Origin of the sequence: Promicromonospora aerolata (genome assembly GCF_042682255.1) — a bacterium.
Taxonomy (GTDB): Bacteria; Actinomycetota; Actinomycetes; order Actinomycetales; family Cellulomonadaceae; genus Promicromonospora; species Promicromonospora aerolata.
Genome location: NZ_JBHUHF010000001.1, coordinates 4,796,178 through 4,811,980 on the forward strand (window position 1 = coordinate 4,796,178; position 15,803 = coordinate 4,811,980).

At 73.4% G+C, this 15,803-nt stretch carries 12 protein-coding genes; 8 read left to right on the forward strand and 4 right to left on the reverse strand.

The genetic code is table 11. The features are described from left to right. Positions 1-115: 115 nt before the first annotated feature. The gene (locus tag ACFSL2_RS21435) at positions 116-1,600 is read left to right on the forward strand and encodes a sensor histidine kinase (RefSeq protein ID WP_377200869.1); all 1,485 of its coding nucleotides are present in this window, start codon (positions 116-118) and stop codon (positions 1,598-1,600) included. 66 nt (positions 1,601-1,666) lie between these two features. Here the strand turns inward: ACFSL2_RS21435 and ACFSL2_RS21440 are convergent, their stop codons facing one another. Next, positions 1,667-1,915, reverse strand: coding sequence for a WhiB family transcriptional regulator (locus ACFSL2_RS21440; protein ID WP_026365970.1), 249 nt, complete (start codon positions 1,913-1,915; stop codon positions 1,667-1,669). Positions 1,916-2,455: 540 nt separating this feature from the next. On the opposite strand from ACFSL2_RS21440, the gene ACFSL2_RS21445 reads away from it, so the two are divergent. Further along, complete coding sequence (locus ACFSL2_RS21445; RefSeq protein ID WP_377199781.1) at positions 2,456-2,626, forward strand: hypothetical protein; 171 nt, start codon at positions 2,456-2,458, stop codon at positions 2,624-2,626. Here ACFSL2_RS21445 and ACFSL2_RS21450 read toward each other — a convergent pair. Continuing rightward, positions 2,589-5,594 carry an FtsK/SpoIIIE domain-containing protein gene (locus ACFSL2_RS21450; RefSeq protein WP_377199782.1) on the reverse strand — a complete coding sequence of 1,002 codons (3,006 nt, stop codon included), beginning with the start codon at positions 5,592-5,594 and terminating at the stop codon, positions 2,589-2,591. The two genes, ACFSL2_RS21445 and ACFSL2_RS21450, sit on opposite strands and share 38 nt — an antisense overlap. A 371-nt stretch (positions 5,595-5,965) precedes the next feature. Between ACFSL2_RS21450 and ACFSL2_RS21455 the strand changes: the two genes are divergently transcribed. Next, the gene (locus ACFSL2_RS21455) at positions 5,966-6,799 is read left to right on the forward strand and encodes an ABC transporter ATP-binding protein (RefSeq protein WP_377199783.1); all 834 of its coding nucleotides are present in this window, start codon (positions 5,966-5,968) and stop codon (positions 6,797-6,799) included. After that, a complete protein-coding gene (locus ACFSL2_RS21460) occupies positions 6,799-9,402 on the forward strand; it encodes an ABC transporter permease (protein ID WP_377199784.1) in 2,604 nt (867 codons plus the stop codon). Before ACFSL2_RS21455 ends, ACFSL2_RS21460 begins: the two co-directional genes overlap by 1 nt. Before the next feature lie 66 nt (positions 9,403-9,468). Here ACFSL2_RS21460 and ACFSL2_RS21465 read toward each other — a convergent pair whose 3' ends face one another. Both ACFSL2_RS21465 and ACFSL2_RS21470 read right to left on the reverse strand, forming a co-directional pair. Beyond that, the gene (locus ACFSL2_RS21465) at positions 9,469-10,176 is read right to left on the reverse strand and encodes a response regulator (RefSeq protein WP_377199785.1); all 708 of its coding nucleotides are present in this window, start codon (positions 10,174-10,176) and stop codon (positions 9,469-9,471) included. After that, complete coding sequence (locus ACFSL2_RS21470; protein ID WP_377199786.1) at positions 10,173-11,711, reverse strand: sensor histidine kinase; 1,539 nt, start codon at positions 11,709-11,711, stop codon at positions 10,173-10,175. The genes ACFSL2_RS21465 and ACFSL2_RS21470 overlap by 4 nt, the downstream gene beginning before the upstream one ends. Positions 11,712-11,863: 152 nt before the next feature. Between ACFSL2_RS21470 and ACFSL2_RS21475 the strand changes: the two genes are divergently transcribed. Genes ACFSL2_RS21475 through purE form a run of 4 tightly spaced genes read left to right on the forward strand, consistent with a single transcriptional unit; the run spans position 11,864 to position 15,753 of the window. Continuing rightward, the gene (locus ACFSL2_RS21475) at positions 11,864-12,547 is read left to right on the forward strand and encodes a response regulator transcription factor (protein WP_357483004.1); all 684 of its coding nucleotides are present in this window, start codon (positions 11,864-11,866) and stop codon (positions 12,545-12,547) included. A gap of 4 nt (positions 12,548-12,551) precedes the next feature. Beyond that, the gene (locus ACFSL2_RS21480; protein ID WP_377199787.1) at positions 12,552-13,907 is read left to right on the forward strand and encodes a sensor histidine kinase; all 1,356 of its coding nucleotides are present in this window, start codon (positions 12,552-12,554) and stop codon (positions 13,905-13,907) included. A gap of 11 nt (positions 13,908-13,918) precedes the next feature. Beyond that, positions 13,919-15,211: a 5-(carboxyamino)imidazole ribonucleotide synthase gene (locus ACFSL2_RS21485; protein ID WP_377199788.1), complete on the forward strand. Its 1,293-nt coding sequence runs from the start codon at positions 13,919-13,921 to the stop codon at positions 15,209-15,211. After that, positions 15,208-15,753 (forward strand): 5-(carboxyamino)imidazole ribonucleotide mutase, encoded by a 546-nt coding sequence (purE, locus tag ACFSL2_RS21490; protein ID WP_377199789.1) that lies wholly within the window; start codon positions 15,208-15,210, stop codon positions 15,751-15,753. Before ACFSL2_RS21485 ends, purE begins: the two co-directional genes overlap by 4 nt. Positions 15,754-15,803 lie beyond the last annotated feature (50 nt).

Consider the following 15,803-nt stretch of genomic DNA (forward strand, 5'->3'; position numbering starts at 1 on the left):
CTAACCGACGCGTTGCGCGCGTCCGGTCTGCGGAGCCGGCGCCACCGGCGGGGGTGCGGCCGGCGCCTGCAACGGGCCATGGACGGTTCCGGCATAGGCTGGGTGCGTGTCCGCGATGAGTGACCTGATCCTTGAGCACGCCGACCTCGAGCCGGCCGACGTCGAGTGGCTGCATCTTCTGGTCGGCGACTGGCAGGTGGTCTCGGACCTGGCGTTCGCGGACCTGGTGCTGTGGCTGCCCACCGACGACGGCCGGTTCGTCGCGATCGCCCAGTGCCGCCCCTCGACGGGAGCGACGGTGCACTACGACGACATCGTGGGCTCCTTCGCGCCGGAAGGGCAGCGGCCGCAGCTCGCGAAGGCGATGGCGGAGGCCAAGGCGCAGCGCGCCCGTGAGCCGCGCTGGTTCGGCGCGTACGCGGTGCGGGAGGAAGCGATCCCCGTCGTCCACAAGGACACGGCGGTAGCGGTGATCGCGCGACAGACCAACCTCGGTTCGGGGCGCACGCCGTCGCGGCTGGAGCTGAACTACGTCGAGGCCGCCGACGACCTCGTCGCGATGATCCCGCGGGGTGAGTTCCCCCTGCCGAACGCGGCGACCGGCTCGCGGCGCGGCGCCCCGCGCGTGGGCGACGGCCTGATCCGCCTCAACTCCGAGGGCGAGGTGCTCTACGCGAGCCCCAACGCCCTGTCGTGCTTTCACCGGCTCGGCGTGATCGGTCCGCTCGTGGGGCAGTCGCTGGTCGAGGTGACGGCCGAGATGGTCGAACAGCTCAAGCCGGTCGACGAGTCCCTGCCGCTCGTGGTGATGGGCAGGGCGCCCTGGCGTACGGACATCGAGGCCCACGGGGTGTCGCTGTCGCTGCGCGCGATGCCGCTCACCGACCGTGGTCAGCGCATCGGCGCCGTGCTGCTGTGCCGCGACGTCTCCGAGCTGCGCCGGCGCGAGCGTGAGCTCATCACCAAGGACGCGACGATCCGGGAGATCCACCACCGGGTGAAGAACAACCTGCAGACCGTGGCGGCGCTGCTGCGGCTGCAGGCCCGGCGCATGGACGTGCCGGCCGCGAAGGAAGCCCTCGAGGAGGCCATGCGGCGCGTCTCGACCATCGCCCTGGTGCACGAGAGCCTGTCGCAGACCCTGGACGAGCAGGTGGAGCTCGACGACATGGTGGGCAGGGCGCTGCGCCTCACCGCCGACGTCGCCTCCGCCGGCACGTCGGTCCGTACGGTGCGCAACGGCTCGTTCGGCATGGTGCCCGCGCAGGACGCGACACCGCTCGCCCTCGTCCTGACCGAGCTGGTCACGAACGCCGTGGAGCACGGGTTCGTGGGCCGCTCGGTGGGGACCATCGAGATCGGCGTGGAGCGGCAGCAGTCGGATCTGCGCGTCGTGGTGGCCGACGACGGCGTGGGGCTGCCCGAGAACGGCAGCGCCGGCGGACGGGGTCCTGGCAGCGGTCTGGGTACGCAGATCGTGCGCACGCTCGTCACCAACGAGCTCGGCGGGACCATCGAATGGTCGACCCGTGCGGGTGGCGGCACCCAGGTGGAGCTGCAGCTGGTGCTGCGGGTGGCCGGCGCCGGCGGAAAAGAATGACGCGAGCCGCGCCTGGGCGAAGGGGGAGTGCTCAGGCGCGGCTCGCGGAGAAGGGTGGTGCGGAGATCAGCCCGCGCGACGTGCGCGCGCAGTGCGGCGCTTGAGCGCGCGGCGCTCGTCCTCGCTCATACCGCCCCAGACGCCGGCGTCCTGGCCGGACTCGATCGCCCACTTGAGGCACGTATCGACGACGTCGCAGCGACGGCACACTGCCTTTGCTTCCTCGATCTGCAGCAGGGCGGGGCCCGTGTTGCCGATCGGGAAGAACAGCTCGGGGTCCTCTTCGAGGCATGCTGCGCGGTGGCGCCAGTCCATGGTCACGTACTCCTTGGAAGGAACTACCCGCCGTCCGGCTCGCCGGGTGGGAGCATCGTCGTCGTGCGTCTGGGGCGCGCAGGTCTGGTTACGGATCGGAGTGCGATCCCTGTGCGCCAGGCGGCGACCGACGGGGGTTTGTTCGGGGGGTGTGGTGGATTGCTGCGTCTAGGTTCACACGCTCGTGAACGCTCGCACAAGGGGTTACGGGCAAGTTTCTGCGCAGTGAACCCTGAGGTATCCGTCACACTATTGTGAATAGGCCTCTCACCAGTATCCTAGTCCGTCGTGCCAGTACTGGAAGCCTTTTTCGCGCGCCGTGTCCCGGCGTTTCTTCGTGCCCTCGTGATCGGCGTCCTGATCGAGGTGATGGGGCTCGTTGCTTTCGCCGTGGTGTTACTTGGCGAACTGCTTACGGGTGGTTCCTCATCGGTCGGTGTGAGCATCTTTCTGGTTCTCTTCCTCCTGGGTGTTGCCTGGGTTCTTGTGGTGTCCGGCCGAGCGCTTCTCGCCGGCCGCCGTTCCGGTCGCGGACCCGTCGTGACCTGGCAGCTCTTCCAGATCCTCGGGTCGGTCGCTGCGGTCGGGAGCGGTGCGGGGATCGTCGTCGCGGGCGGTTGGGCGGCGCTCGTGCTCGCGGTGGCCGTGGGCGTCCTGCTCATGACGCCGTCCGTCATGGCGGCGACGTCGGAGACCGGCTCCGAGGGCTGACGACCTCGGGCTCGAGCACCTGGCAGAGCACCGGATCTCCGCGCCCGCACCACACCGCCCGGCCCGGAGGGCCGCCCGAGCCGGCGTACCCGACCGGGGCACCGAGCACGACGTCGGCCGCGCGGTCGGTGCCGAGCAGCACCAGACGCGGTCCGACGCGCGACGCCAGACCGCCCAGCGACGCCCCGTCGGACGAGAGCGCGAACGCGGCCCCGGATCGCAGCGCGGCCGGCGGCACGCTGCCGCGCGCGTCCTCGACGCCGTCGACGAGAACCAGCGTTCGCACCGGGCCGGCGCCGGCCGGGGCCGTCTCGGCGAGGAGGCGTGCCATCGCCTCGGGGTCGTCCGGGCGGACGGTCCCGGCGTATCCGGGCTGGTCGCCGAGGGCGGCGAGCCCGGCGGGGTCGCGGGTGACGCCGTGCACGGCCCAGCCGAGCCGGAGTGCGGACAGCGCGAGGATGACCAGTGCGGTGGTGCGGCCGGAACGAGCCCGCCCGACCACCGCGAGGTGACCGTCGTCCGGATGCCACGTGACGGTCGTCCGGCGTTGCCGGTCCGGGTCGTCCCCGAGGGCGAGGACGAGCCCGGCCCGGTCCCGCCGGGTGGCCGGCGGCAGGTCCGCGACGGTGGCTCGCCGGGGGAGCTGCGGGAGCCACGGGGCGGGGCCTGGCACGTGCCCGAGCGCGGTCGCCGCCCGGCGTGCGGCCTCGACCACCTGCGTGGCGATGTCGGGCGGCTCGGCGTCGGTTCGCTCGGTGCCGGGCGGGCCGGTCGAGGAGTGCGCCGGACGTCCGGTCGAGGTGTGCGTCGTCGCGGAGCCGCCCGGAGCGCCGGGGCGTGCGGGCCAGGCGGGGGCGCGGCGGACCAGCGGCGGCGCGGCCTCGAGCGGCGTCGTGGCGTGCGCGCACTGCAGGGGCACCGGCGGGGCCGAACCGACGCGCAACAGTGCCCGGCCGGGTGCTGTGGCCGGGATCCGGGCGGCCCCGGGATCGTCGAGCACGTCGCGTGACTCCAGCGCGTCGGTGACCCGGAGGGCGAGCCGCGCACTGACGTTCGCCCGCAGGTCCGGCCCGACGGCGCCGCCGGGGCGCTGCGTGGCCAGCACGAGGTGCACACCGAGCGACCGTCCCTGCGCCGCGACCCGCAGCAGGGCCGGCAGGAACTCGGGCAGGTCGTCGGCCAGGGCACGGAACTCGTCGATCACCACCACGAGCCGGGGGAGCGCCCCGGCGGGCAGTTCCGCGACGTCGGGCACGGCGTGGGCGGCGAGGACGCGCTCACGTCGGCGCAGCTCCGCTCGCAGACCCGCGAGCGCCCGCGCGGCGAGCCGGGGTTCGAGGTCGGTGGCCCGGCCCACCACGTGCGGCAGGTCCGGGCACGCGCCGAGGCTCGTGCCGCCCTTGAAGTCGACCAGCACGAGCGCCAGGTCGGCGGGGGGCCGGGTCAGTGCGAGGCCGAGGACGAGCGTCTGGAGCAGTTCCGACTTGCCCGATCCGGTGGTGCCGGCGACGAGCAGGTGGGGACCGTCGCGCACCAGGTCGAGGCCTACGGGTGCCCCGTCCGGCCCGACGCCGAGCGGCACCCTCCAGCCGGTGGGGCGGGACCAGCGTGCCGTGAGCGCCGGGGGTGCCGGTATCTCGGTGAGCCCGTGCGCCTGGGAGAGGGGCACGGTGGCGGGTGGCCGGTCGCCGTCCTGCGGCCCGGCGGCGGTCCGGCCGAGGCGGGCGGCGCCGGCGAGCAGGCGGGCCAGGTGCTCGGCCCACTCGGGAGCGACGCCGACGAGCGGGACGGTCCGGGTTCTTCCGTCCGGTCCCGTGAGGCGGACGTGACGGGTGTCGAGCACGCGTGCCACGGCGCGGCACCCGGGCGGTACTGCTCCGACGGACACCACGAGGTCGGCGGCGGGCTGGTCGGCGGCGGGTACGGCGGAGGTTCCGGTGCGCGCGGCCGTGGGGGCGGCCGTGCGGTCGTGCACCAGGACCAGGGGCTCGCCTGCCGGTAGCCAGCGCACCCAGGACCAGCCCTCGGTGCCGTGGCCGAGCCGCACGGATGCGCCGCGGGCGGCGCGTCCGGCGACGACCGCGCGGGCGACCGCGCGCGCCAGGGGGCCGGGTCCCAGCACGGCGACGGCTCCGTCGTGCAGCAGCGGTTCCCAGGGGTCGCCGGGCGCCGTCGGCATCAGGTGTGCGGCCGGCTCGGGCGCGGTGCCGTCCGGCGGGCCGGGGGCGGAGGCCTGGGCCTGCTGTGCTGCCGCCCAGGCTCCCGGCGAGACGTGGAGCGCCGCGTGCGCGAAGGCGAGGAGCCGGCTCGGGCCGGGTAGGCCCGGCAGCCGGTGCCGGGGCGCCCTGTCCACCGTTCTGCGCTGTCGGGCCGCACGCAGCTGTGGGAGGGCCATAGCCAGGCCTACCAGCGCGAACACGGCGAGGAGCGGCTGGCGGAGCGTCGCGGCGAGGGCCAGCGACGCGGCCGGGGGGAGCAGCGTGAGCGTCCAGGGGATGCCGCCGTGCGTGGGTGCGGGGCGGGGTGCGAGCCACGTCGCGGGACCGTCCGACCGGCGGACCGCGAGGCGCCCGCCGCGCCGCAGCCGCACCCAGGTCCGAAGCGCGGCAAGGGGGCCGTCGACGCCCACCACCGTCCCGGCGTCGGGCCCGGTGACGCGGGCGACGAGCCAGCGCCGCCCGGCTGCGGACCGCAGGCCGGGTCCGGGCCCCAGGTCGGCCGGGGCGGGTCCCGGTCGTCGCACCCGGAGGACGGCGCCGGGCAGCAGGGGGCGCTCACCGACCACCTGGCCCTCGGTCAGCGGCGCGTCGTCGATCGTGAGCTCGGCGTACCGGAGCTCCGGACGCCGCGTGAGCGTCGCGAGGGGAGCGCGCAGGTCGGCGAGGCGGGCTCCCGGGCGAAGGAGTACGTCCTCGCCGGGGTGCAGGGTCACGAGCACGGCGTCGTCGGGGTGCCAGGGGCGGGTCATGCACGCCAGCGTGCCGGTGAACCCGTGCGAGCGGGGCGATGACTGGGGTTCCTGTGCATGATTCGCGATTCCACAGGTCAGGTGTCGTGCTCCCTACGGCACAACCCCTGGGGGTGTGCCCCTACTCGGGGTCGACCGGATGTACGACCAGGGGATGACACCGTCCGGGAAGGATCAGGCCGACGCCCGATGTCCGGACCGGTCCCGGCTCCGTAGGTTCGTTCTGCCGGCCGTACCAGGGATGACCCAGGGAAGGCCGGACCACTTCCGGGCGGCAGGCGGCGACCAGCAGGTGCCTGCGCCGTCCGGCGCGAGCCGCCACCGGCGACTCGCCCGCAGGACTCAGCATCGACGACTCGAGGAGCAATCTCGTGGACACCACCGTGTACGTCCCGGCGGACCAGCCGGCCCCTGCGCCGGGCGGCGTCGCCCGCGCCGTACGGGCCCGCAGCCTGACGAAGACCTATGGCAAGGGTGAGGCCACCGTGCAGGCCCTGGACGGCGTGGACGTCGACTTCGAACAAGGCCGCTTCACCGCCATCATGGGCCCCTCCGGCTCCGGCAAGTCGACCCTGATGCACCTGCTCGCCGGCCTCGACTCCGCCACCAGCGGCCAAGCGTTCCTCGGCACCACCGAGACCACCGGCCTGAACGACAAAGCCCTCACCCGCCTCCGCCGCGACCGCGTCGGCTTCGTCTTCCAACAGTTCAACCTCCTGCCGATGTTCACCGCCGAACAGAACATCACCCTGCCCGTCGAGCTCGCCGGCGGCACGGTCGACAAGGCCTGGTTCGACACCCTCGTCGAGACCCTCGGCCTGACCGGCCGCCTCACCCACCGCCCCGGCGAGCTCTCCGGCGGACAACAGCAACGCGTCGCCATCGCCCGCGCCCTGATCGCCCAGCCCGACGTCGTCTTCGCCGACGAACCCACCGGCAACCTCGACTCCCGCTCCGGCGCCGAGGTCCTGTCCTTCCTGCGCCGCTCCGTGCGCGAGCTCGGCCGCACCATCATCATGGTCACCCACGACCCCTCCGCAGCCGCCTACGCCGACCGCGTCGTCCTGATCGCCGACGGCCGCATCGCCGGAGACATCAGCGACCCCACCCCCGAATCCGCCATGGCCGGCCTCGACGCCCTCCGCACCCTCGAACCCGCCGTCACCACCCGTCCGGGCGACACGACCGACGGGGCCGGCGCCTGATGGCCGGCTCCATGCCCGCGGCCCGGCTCACCCTGGCGCAGATGCGCCGCAGCGCCGGCCGCCTGGCGTCGGCGGGTATCGCGATCGCCATCGGCACCGCGTTCGTCGCGGCCACGCTGCTCGCCGGCAACATCATCACCGGCGTGACGTACGCCCAGGTGGCGGCGGGCTTCGCCGACTCCGACCTGGTGGTCTTCGACGACGCGGAGTCGCTCACCGACGCCGACATCGAGGCCGTGCGGGCGGTCGAGGGCGTCGCCGCCGCCGACCCCCAGGCGATGGTCTACACCGAGCTGAACCACGGTGGGAAGTCGATCTTCCAGGGCGTGATCGCCGATGCGTCGGATCCCCGGCTCACGCCGCTCCAGGTGGCCGAGGGCGACCTGCCCGCCACGGACGGCGAGATCGCGCTCCCCGAGGACGTCGCCATGCGCCTGGGGATCGGTCTGGGCGACGCCGTCTCGTCGTCCCGCTGGGTCGCCGACACCGAGCCCACCACGCTCGAGGACGGCACGGAGACGTACGAGGGCGAGGAGGTCGTCGACAAGCTGACCCTCGTCGGTCTCGTGGACGACCCGTACGACGCCTACGGCATGATGGGCGGCGCCGCCGTCGTGAGCGCCCCGACGCTCACCCAGTGGCTCGCCGACGAGTCCGACCCCGGGTCCGGGCCCACCACCGGCACGATCGTCGTCGCGCTCGACGACCCCGCGGCCACGGAAACCGTACGGGCCGCCCTCGCCGACGCCGTGCCCGCCGCGACGGACGTCACGACCACCGAGGAGCACGCCGAGCAGGTGGTGGCCGGCATGTCCGGTGGGCAGAACCTGGTCTTCCTCGTGTTCGTGCTGACCTTCGCCGCCGTGGCGCTCGTCGTCGCCGGACTCGTCATCGCCAACACCTTCCAGGTGCTCGTGGCGCAGCGTTCCCGCACCCTCGCACTGCTGCGCTGCGTCGGTGCGAGCACCGGCCAGCTCTACCGCAGCGTGCTCCTGGAGGCCACGATCCTCGGGGTGCTCGCGTCCCTGGTCGGCATCGTCGGGGGCGCGGGTCTGGTACAGGCCGGGCTGATGATCGCACCGGCCTTCGAGCTCGGCGTCCCGCTCCCCGAGACCGTCACCCTGAGTGCGCCGGTCTTCATCGCCCCGCTCGCGGTCGGCCTGCTCGTCACGCTCGCAGCCGCTCTCGCCCCGGCACGGGCTGCGGCACGCGTCGCGCCGCTGGCCGCCCTGCGGCCCAGCGACGCCCCGACCCTGCGCAAGGGCGCCGGACGGGTCCGCGCGGTGCTCGCGACGATCATGACCGTCGGCGGGTTCGCCGCGATGGCGCTGGGTGTGGTGCTCGGCCTGCAGGGCCGCATCGATGTCGGACTGCTCGCCGCCGTCGGCGGTGGGTCGGTGTCCCTGATCGGGGTGATCGTCGGTTCGGTGTTCTGGCTGCCCAAGGTGGCCGCGGGCATCGGCAGGCTCGTGGGCGCCGCCGGACCGTCGGCGCGGCTCGCGGCGGCGAACACGCTGCGCAACCCGCGGCGGACCGCCGCTACCGCTACCGCGCTGCTCATCGGCGTCACCCTCGTCGGCATGATGACCACCGGTGCGGCCAGCGCCCGCACCACCCTCGACAACGAGCTCGACGCGCAGTTCCCCGTCGACGTCGACGTCGCGACCACCACCTACGACGGCGAGCAGATGGCCGCCATGCCCGACGTGGTCGGCGACGCCGTCGCCGGCGTCGCCGGGCTGGGCGCCACGGCACCCGTCACCGAGGCCTCGGTGGCCACGGCCGACGACGACGTGTGGGTCCCGGTGCTCGCCGCGGCTCCCGACCAGCTGCGCGACGTCGTGAACACGCCGGAGGACGTCGACGCGCTGCGGCCCGGGACGCTCGTCCTCCCGGACACCGTCGCCAGCAGCTACGGCCTCGAGGACCGGGACGAGCTCGAGCTCACCGGCCCCGGGGGCACGACGACGCTCGACGTCGTCGGCGTGGACGCGCAGTACTACTACGCGTTCGTGGTGCCGGAGGACCTCGCCACCGTCTACCCCGACCTGCGGCCCAACCGGATCTGGGCGACCGTCGCGGACGACCGGGACGTGAACGACACCGTCGCCGCCGTCCAGGACGCCGTCGCCACCACCGACGAGGTGGTGGAGGTGGCCGGCGCGGTGGTCCAGCGCCAGAGCTACCAGCAGGTGATCGACGTGATCCTCGGCATCGTGGTGGGCCTGCTCGCCGTCGCGGTGGTGATCGCGCTGATCGGCGTGGCGAACACCCTGTCGCTGTCCGTCATCGAGCGCACCCGCGAGAACGCCATGCTGCGAGCCATCGGGCTCTCGAAGGCGCAGCTGCGGACCATGCTCGCCATCGAGGGCATGCTCATCGCCGGTGTGGGCGCCGTGCTCGGCGTGGTGCTCGGCCTCCTGTACGGCTGGGCCGGCGCGACCACCGCGCTGTCCTCCATGGGCGACGTACCGCTCGTCGTGCCGTGGGCCGACATCGCGGCCGTCCTCGGCGTCGCCCTGGTGGCCGGGCTGGTCGCCTCCGTCGTGCCGGCCCGGGCGGCGGTCCGTACCCACCCGGTGGCGGCGCTCGCCGCCGAGTAGGTCCGTCCGCACGCGTCAGACCCTCGGACCACCGGACGTGGTCCGAGGGTCTACCGCGTGCCCGGCTCAGGAACCGGGGCGGACCAGGCCCGTCTCGTAGGCCGTCACGACCGCCTGCACGCGGTCGCGGGCGTCGAGCTTCGACAGGATGCGGCCCACGTGCGTCTTGACGGTCGCCTCGGCGACGAACAGGTCCGACGCGATCTCCGTGTTCGACCGCCCGCGCGCCATGAGCACCAGCACCTCGCGCTCGCGCGTCGTCAGGGCGGCGAGCGCCTCCTGGGGACCCGCGGCCTCGTCGGGGGGCAGCGTCGTGACCAGACGCTCCATGAGCCGTCGGGTGGAGGACGGAGCGATCACCGCATCGCCCTGGTGCACGGTGCGGATCGCCGTCAGCAGCTCTTCCGGCTGGGCGTCCTTGAGCAGGAAGCCGCTGGCCCCGGCCCGGATCGCGTCGAGCACGTACTCGTCCAGGTCGAACGTGGTGAGCACCACGACGCGGGGGTCGCCCGCTGCGGCGGTGGCGCCGTCGGAGAGCAGTGCGCGGGTGGCGGTGAGCCCGTCCATCGCGGGCATGCGCACGTCCATGAGCACGACGTCGGACACCGTGGTGGCCAGCCGGCGCAGCGCGTCGCGTCCGTCGTCGGCCTCGACGACCACGCGGAGGTCCGGCTGCGAGTTGATCACCATCCGCAGGCCTGCCCGGACCAGGGGCTGGTCGTCGACGAGCGCGACGCGCACCGGTCGGTCGGGTGCGCCGGGGTCGTGGGTCATCGAGCTTCCTGTTCCTCGTCCTGGTGGTTCTGCTGGTTCTGCTGGTCGGTCCTGGCGTCCGCCGGGGCGGTGCCGTCCGCAGACGGGGCGGTGTCCGCCGAGTCTCCCGACGGCGAGGCGGGGCCGGCGTCAGGCTCCGGCTCGGTGAGGTCCTCGGGCGCGCGAGGAATCGGCACGACGAAGCGCACCGAGAACCCGCCGCCCCTGCGCGGTCCGGCCGTGAGCTTCCCGCCGAACATCTCCGCACGTTCGCGCATGCCCAGCAGACCGTATCCGGCGGCCGGCACGGGCTCGTCGGAGCCTGCGGTGCCGGCGGCCGCCAGGCCGCGGCCGTCGTCGTCCACGCGGAGCTCCACCTCGTCCTCTCCCCAGCGCAGCAGCACGGTGACCTTGGGTCGCGGCCCGGCGTGCTTGCGCACGTTGGTGAGGGACTCCTGGCACACCCGGAACAGCGTGAGCCCGACGCCGGGCGGCAGCCGCCGCTCGGCGCCCACCCGCGCCCACGAGACCTGGAGACCGTCGTCACGGGCCTGCTCGACCAACCCGCCGATGTCGGCGGCGTCCGGCTGGGGTCGCAGGGGCGCCGCGGCGGCCGGCGGCGTCGGTGGGGCGCCGGCGCCCTGTGCGGGGTCCCACTGGCCGGCCGCGGCGTGCGCGGGGCCGGGTCCGGCGCTCGCGGCAGGCGACGACCGCAGGAGTCGGGCTGGAGCCTGGGCGGGCCCGACCAGCCCGAGGGGCGTGGTGGTGCTCGGTTCGTCCTCCCGCAGCACCCCGAGCAGGCGGCGCATGTCGGCCAGCGCCGCCCGGCCCGTCTCCGCGATGGTGCCGAGGGAGCGCTGGGCAGCGGCGGGGTCGGCTGCGGCGGCGTACCGGCCGCCGTCGGCCTGCGCGATGACGACAGACAGGGAGTGGGCGACGATGTCGTGCATCTCGCGGGCGATCCGGGAGCGCTCCGCGGCGGTGGCGATCTGTGCCTGCTGGTCGCGCTCGATCTCGAGGCGTACCGCACGGTCCCGCATGGCCAGGAGCATGGCGCGCCGCGACCGGCGGACCATGCCGAACGCGAACGAGCAGGCGAGCAGCACCAGGATCATGATGCCTACGGGGACGACGCCGAGCGGCGTCTGCCAGTCGCTCTTGAGCAGCATCGAGATGGCCACGGCGGCCGACCCGACGACGGCCATCCCGCCCGCCATCAGGTGCGACCACCGCGGGCCGTACACCGTGACGCAGTACATCGAGGCCAGCACGACGAGGTCGGTCGGGAGCACGACCGGCACCCCGAGGACGGTGATGTGCAGCATGCAGGCGGTGAAGACGGCGATGCACGACGCGACCGGCCGGGTGCGGCACCACGGCAGCGGCAGGAGCACCGCGGCGGAGGCCAGGGCGAGCTGGACCTGGCTGAGGCTGTAGGGCATGTAGATCTCGGCGGCAAGGCTCACCGTGAACAGGCCCAGCAGCAGGGTTCCGAGGAGGTCGACGAGGAATCGGTACCGCTCCGACCACTGTGCCCATCTCTCGTACCAACCCATGCAGGTCAGGGTAGGTCGAACCGTTGCGTGAGCGCGTCATACCGTGGTAGCACTTGCGCCATGGCCGCCTCTACCGAAAGGATTCGGGGAGGCGGTCGGCCCATGGGTGCCCGGGTAGCGCCAGAGCGTCGGTTATGCCCTACGATGGCGAAATGACTCACGTACTCCTAGCCGAGGACGACCCGGCCATTGCCGAGCCGTTGGCACGAGCGCTCTCCCGTGAGGGATACGACGTCGTCGTGCAAGGAACCGGCAAAGGTGCGATCGAGAGCTCGACTGGTGCGGACATCGTCGTTCTGGACCTGGGCCTGCCTGACATGGACGGGCTCGATGTCGCGCGCGAGATCAGGGCCAACGGCCTCACCGTCCCCGTCCTCGTGCTGACCGCCCGCGCCGACGAGGTCGACCTCGTCGTGGGTCTCGACGCCGGCGCCGACGACTACGTCACCAAGCCCTTCCGCCTGGCCGAGCTGCTCGCGCGGGTGCGGGCGCTCCTGCGCCGTTCCCACGGTGAGACCGGCGAGGAGGAGGAGCTGCACGCGCAGGACGTCCGCGTCGACGTCTCCGCGCACCGCGCCTTCCAGGGGGAGCGCGAGCTGCACCTGACCACCAAGGAGTTCGACCTGCTGCGCGTCCTCGTGCAGAACGCCGGCTCCGTGGTCGTCCGGGACACGCTGATGCGCGACGTCTGGGGCTCCGACCCGGTCGGCTCGACCAAGACGCTCGACATGCACGTGTCCTGGCTGCGCCGCAAGCTCGGCGACGACGCCAACGCACCGCGTTACGTCTCGACCGTGCGCGGTCTCGGTTTCCGCTTCGAGATCGGGGCGAGCTAGCCAGATGCGCGCCCGCGTGCTGCAGGCGACGATCGCCGCGGTTGCGGTCGCCGTCCTGCTCCTGGGTATCCCGCTCGCGATCTTCGGTGCCCGGTACATCTACGGCCAGGAAGTTCAGCGGGTCGAGACCCGGGTGCAGGACCTGCTGGCTTCCTCCGTCAACTCCTACGAGCGCAACCGTTCGGCGGCCGAAGAGGGCTTCGTCGACCAGTCGGTCCTGGACCGGGCAGTACAACCGCTGGAGACGGACATCGTCGCCTATGTGACGGTGAACCAGCCCAACGGGGAGCAGCTGGTCTCGGGTGAGCCCGTCACGGGCGCCACGATCGAGCGGGGGCTCATCTCGGAGGGGCAGCCCGTCATGGGCGTGCTGGTCTCCGTCTCGGCCTGGCCGGCGTACATCAAGGCGATCAACGTCGTGGTGCTCGTCGTGTTCGGCAGCGTGGGCGCGTTCGCGGCGGGTGCCGTCACGGCCGCCTGGCAGGCGAACCGGCTGGCGCAACCCTTCGTCTATCTCGCGGCGTCGGCGGAACAGCTCGGCGCGGGACAGGTGCGTCCGCGCCTGGACCCGTCCGGCGTGGAGGAGATCGACCTCGTCGCTGCCGAGCTGGCACGGAGCTCGGACCGGCTGGCGGCCCGCCTCGCCGTGGAGAGACAGTTCACGTCCGACGCCTCCCACCAGCTCCGCACCCCGCTCACGGCGCTGACGATGCGTCTGGAAGAGATCACGTTCACCTCCAGCGAGCCGGACGTGCAGGAAGAGGCCCGGATCTCGCTCGAGCAGGTGGAGCGCCTGGTCGGGGTGGTGGACGACCTGCTCGCCCGGTCCCGCCGCGCGCAGGGCGGCACCACGGAGTCCGTCGACGTCGCCGTCGTCTTCCTGCAGCAGGAGGAGGAGTGGCGAGAGTCCTTCGAACGCGCCGGCCGTCACCTGAACGTCGAGGACTCGGGCGGTGCCCGCGTCCTGGCCACGCCCGGTGCGCTCGCCCAGGTGCTGTCCACGCTCCTGGAGAACTCGCTCAAGCACGGCGGTGGAACCACCAGCCTGCGGATCCGTGAGGGTCAGCGGGGCGCCATGGCCATCGAGGTCACGGACGAGGGCGAGGGCGTGCCCGAGGACATGCAGGGCAAGATCTTCGAGCGCGGCGTCACGTCCGGCGCGGGGACCGGCCTCGGCCTGGCTCTGGCGCGGGACCTCGTCGCGGCCGACGGCGGCAACCTCCAGCTCACGAAGCGCACCCCACCGGTGTTCTCGGTGTTCCTGTCGGGCGTGCCCAAGACGCTCGACCCGCACCAGGTGCTCCCGGTGGGGTCGAAGATCTCCAGCTTCGGCCAGAGGAAGGGCCGCGGCCGCCGGTAGGCTTCACCGACGTGAGCGCAACACTCGATTCCGTCCCGGCCGACCGGCCTTCGTCCTCTGGTGAGCCGTCCGGCGCCGCCCCGTCCCCGGCGGGACCGCCCGTCGTCGCGGTGGTCGGGGGCGGGCAGCTGGCCCGCATGATGGCGCCGGCCGCCGGTGAGCTGGGCATCCGGCTGCGTGTCCTGGTGGAGGACCCGGCCTCGTCGGCGGCGCAGGTGGTGACCGACACACCCGTGGGCGTGGCGTCCGACGAGGCGGCGATCCGCTCGCTCATCGCGCCCGACGCCGGCCCGTCGGCCTCCGTGCTGACGTTCGAGCACGAGCACGTGCCGAACGACCTGCTCACCGACCTCATCGAGCACGGGACGCCGGTACGCCCCGGCCCGCACGCGCTGGTGCAGGCGCAGGACAAGATCGTGATGCGGCGCCGGCTCACCGACCTGGGCGTGCCGTGCCCGCGGTGGGCGCCGCTGCCGGCGTCGTCCCCGGACGAGGGACGGGCCGCCCTGGCCGCCTTCCTCGAGGAGGTGGGCGGCACCGCCGTCGTCAAGACCTCCCGCGGCGGCTACGACGGCAAGGGCGTCCGCGTGGTCTCGTCCCCGGACGACGTCGACGACTGGCTCGCTGGGGTCGCGGACGGCGGGCCGCAGCTGCTCGTCGAGGAGAAGGTGCCGTTCGTGCGCGAGCTGGCCGCCCTGGTGGCTCGGCGGCCGTCGGGCGAGGTGCGGGCGTGGCCCGTCGTGGAGTCGGTGCAGCGCGACGGCGTGTGCGCCGAGGTGATCGCGCCGGCTCCCGGGCTGTCGGCCGAGCTCGACGCCCGCGCGCGTGAGATCGCCACGACCGTGGCCGAGGGGCTCGACGTCACCGGCGTGCTCGCGGTCGAGCTGTTCGAGGTCGCCGGGCCGGACGGGGCGTCGACCGTCCTGGTCAACGAGCTCGCGATGCGACCGCACAACAGCGGGCACTGGACCATCGACGGCGCCGTGACCAGCCAGTTCGAGCAGCATCTGCGGGCCGTCCTGGACCTCCCGCTGGGCGCCACCGAGCCGACGGCGGACTGGACCGTCATGGCGAACGTGCTGGGCTCCACGCTGACCGAGCTCACCGACGCACTGCCGGACGTGCTCGGCGCGTTCCCCGAGGCGCGCGTCAACCTGTACGGCAAGGGCGTCCGGCCGGGCCGCAAGCTGGGCCACGTGAACGTGAGCGGCACCGACCTGGACGACGTCCGGCGTCGGGCCGTCGCTGCGGCGGCCCTGCTGCGCGGTGAATCCACCTTCGAGGAAGAGGCGAGCAACGCATGAGCAGCAACCCGCAGGTCGGCATCGTGATGGGTTCGGACTCCGACTGGCCCGTCATGCAGGCGGCAGCCGAGGTGCTGGGCGAGTTCGACGTGCCCGTCGAGGTCGACGTGGTCTCGGCGCACCGCATGCCCACCGAGATGATCGACTACGGGCGGCAGGCCGCCGGCCGCGGTCTGCGCGTGATCATCGCGGGCGCCGGCGGGGCCGCGCACCTGCCCGGGATGCTGGCGTCGGTGACGCCGCTGCCGGTGATCGGGGTGCCGGTGCCGCTGAAGTACCTGGACGGCATGGACTCCCTGCTGTCGATCGTGCAGATGCCGGCCGGTGTGCCCGTCGCCACCGTGTCGATCGGCGGGGCGCGGAACGCGGGCCTGCTCGCGGCGCGGATCCTTGCGTCGGGCGAGGGTTCCGATGCGGCGGCCCTGCGGGAGCGCATGGAGGCGTTCCAGACGGAGCTGAGTGAGGTGGCGCACGCCAAGGGCGAGCGGCTCCGCGCCCAGGTCTTGTCCCATGCGGCCGATGAGATCGGTCCGATGGGATGAGATCGGTCAGTTGATTGACCGATCTCATGGCAAGGGACCGAACTCGTCGA

Bases quoted from the DNA above. Each gene is read 5' to 3' on its own strand.
- ACFSL2_RS21460 (WP_377199784.1), top strand. From the start codon at position 6,799: ATGGCCGGCTCCATGCCCGCGGCCCGGCTCACCCTGGCGCAGATGCGC.
- ACFSL2_RS21480 (WP_377199787.1), top strand. From the start codon at position 12,552: ATGCGCGCCCGCGTGCTGCAGGCGACGATCGCCGCGGTTGCGGTCGCC.
- ACFSL2_RS21440 (WP_026365970.1), bottom strand. From the start codon at position 1,915: ATGGACTGGCGCCACCGCGCAGCATGCCTCGAAGAGGACCCCGAGCTG.
- purE (WP_377199789.1), top strand. From the start codon at position 15,208: ATGAGCAGCAACCCGCAGGTCGGCATCGTGATGGGTTCGGACTCCGAC.
- ACFSL2_RS21465 (WP_377199785.1), bottom strand. From the start codon at position 10,176: ATGACCCACGACCCCGGCGCACCCGACCGACCGGTGCGCGTCGCGCTC.
- ACFSL2_RS21450 (WP_377199782.1), bottom strand. From the start codon at position 5,594: ATGACCCGCCCCTGGCACCCCGACGACGCCGTGCTCGTGACCCTGCAC.
- ACFSL2_RS21475 (WP_357483004.1), top strand. From the start codon at position 11,864: ATGACTCACGTACTCCTAGCCGAGGACGACCCGGCCATTGCCGAGCCG.
- ACFSL2_RS21470 (WP_377199786.1), bottom strand. From the start codon at position 11,711: ATGGGTTGGTACGAGAGATGGGCACAGTGGTCGGAGCGGTACCGATTC.
- ACFSL2_RS21435 (WP_377200869.1), top strand. From the start codon at position 116: ATGAGTGACCTGATCCTTGAGCACGCCGACCTCGAGCCGGCCGACGTC.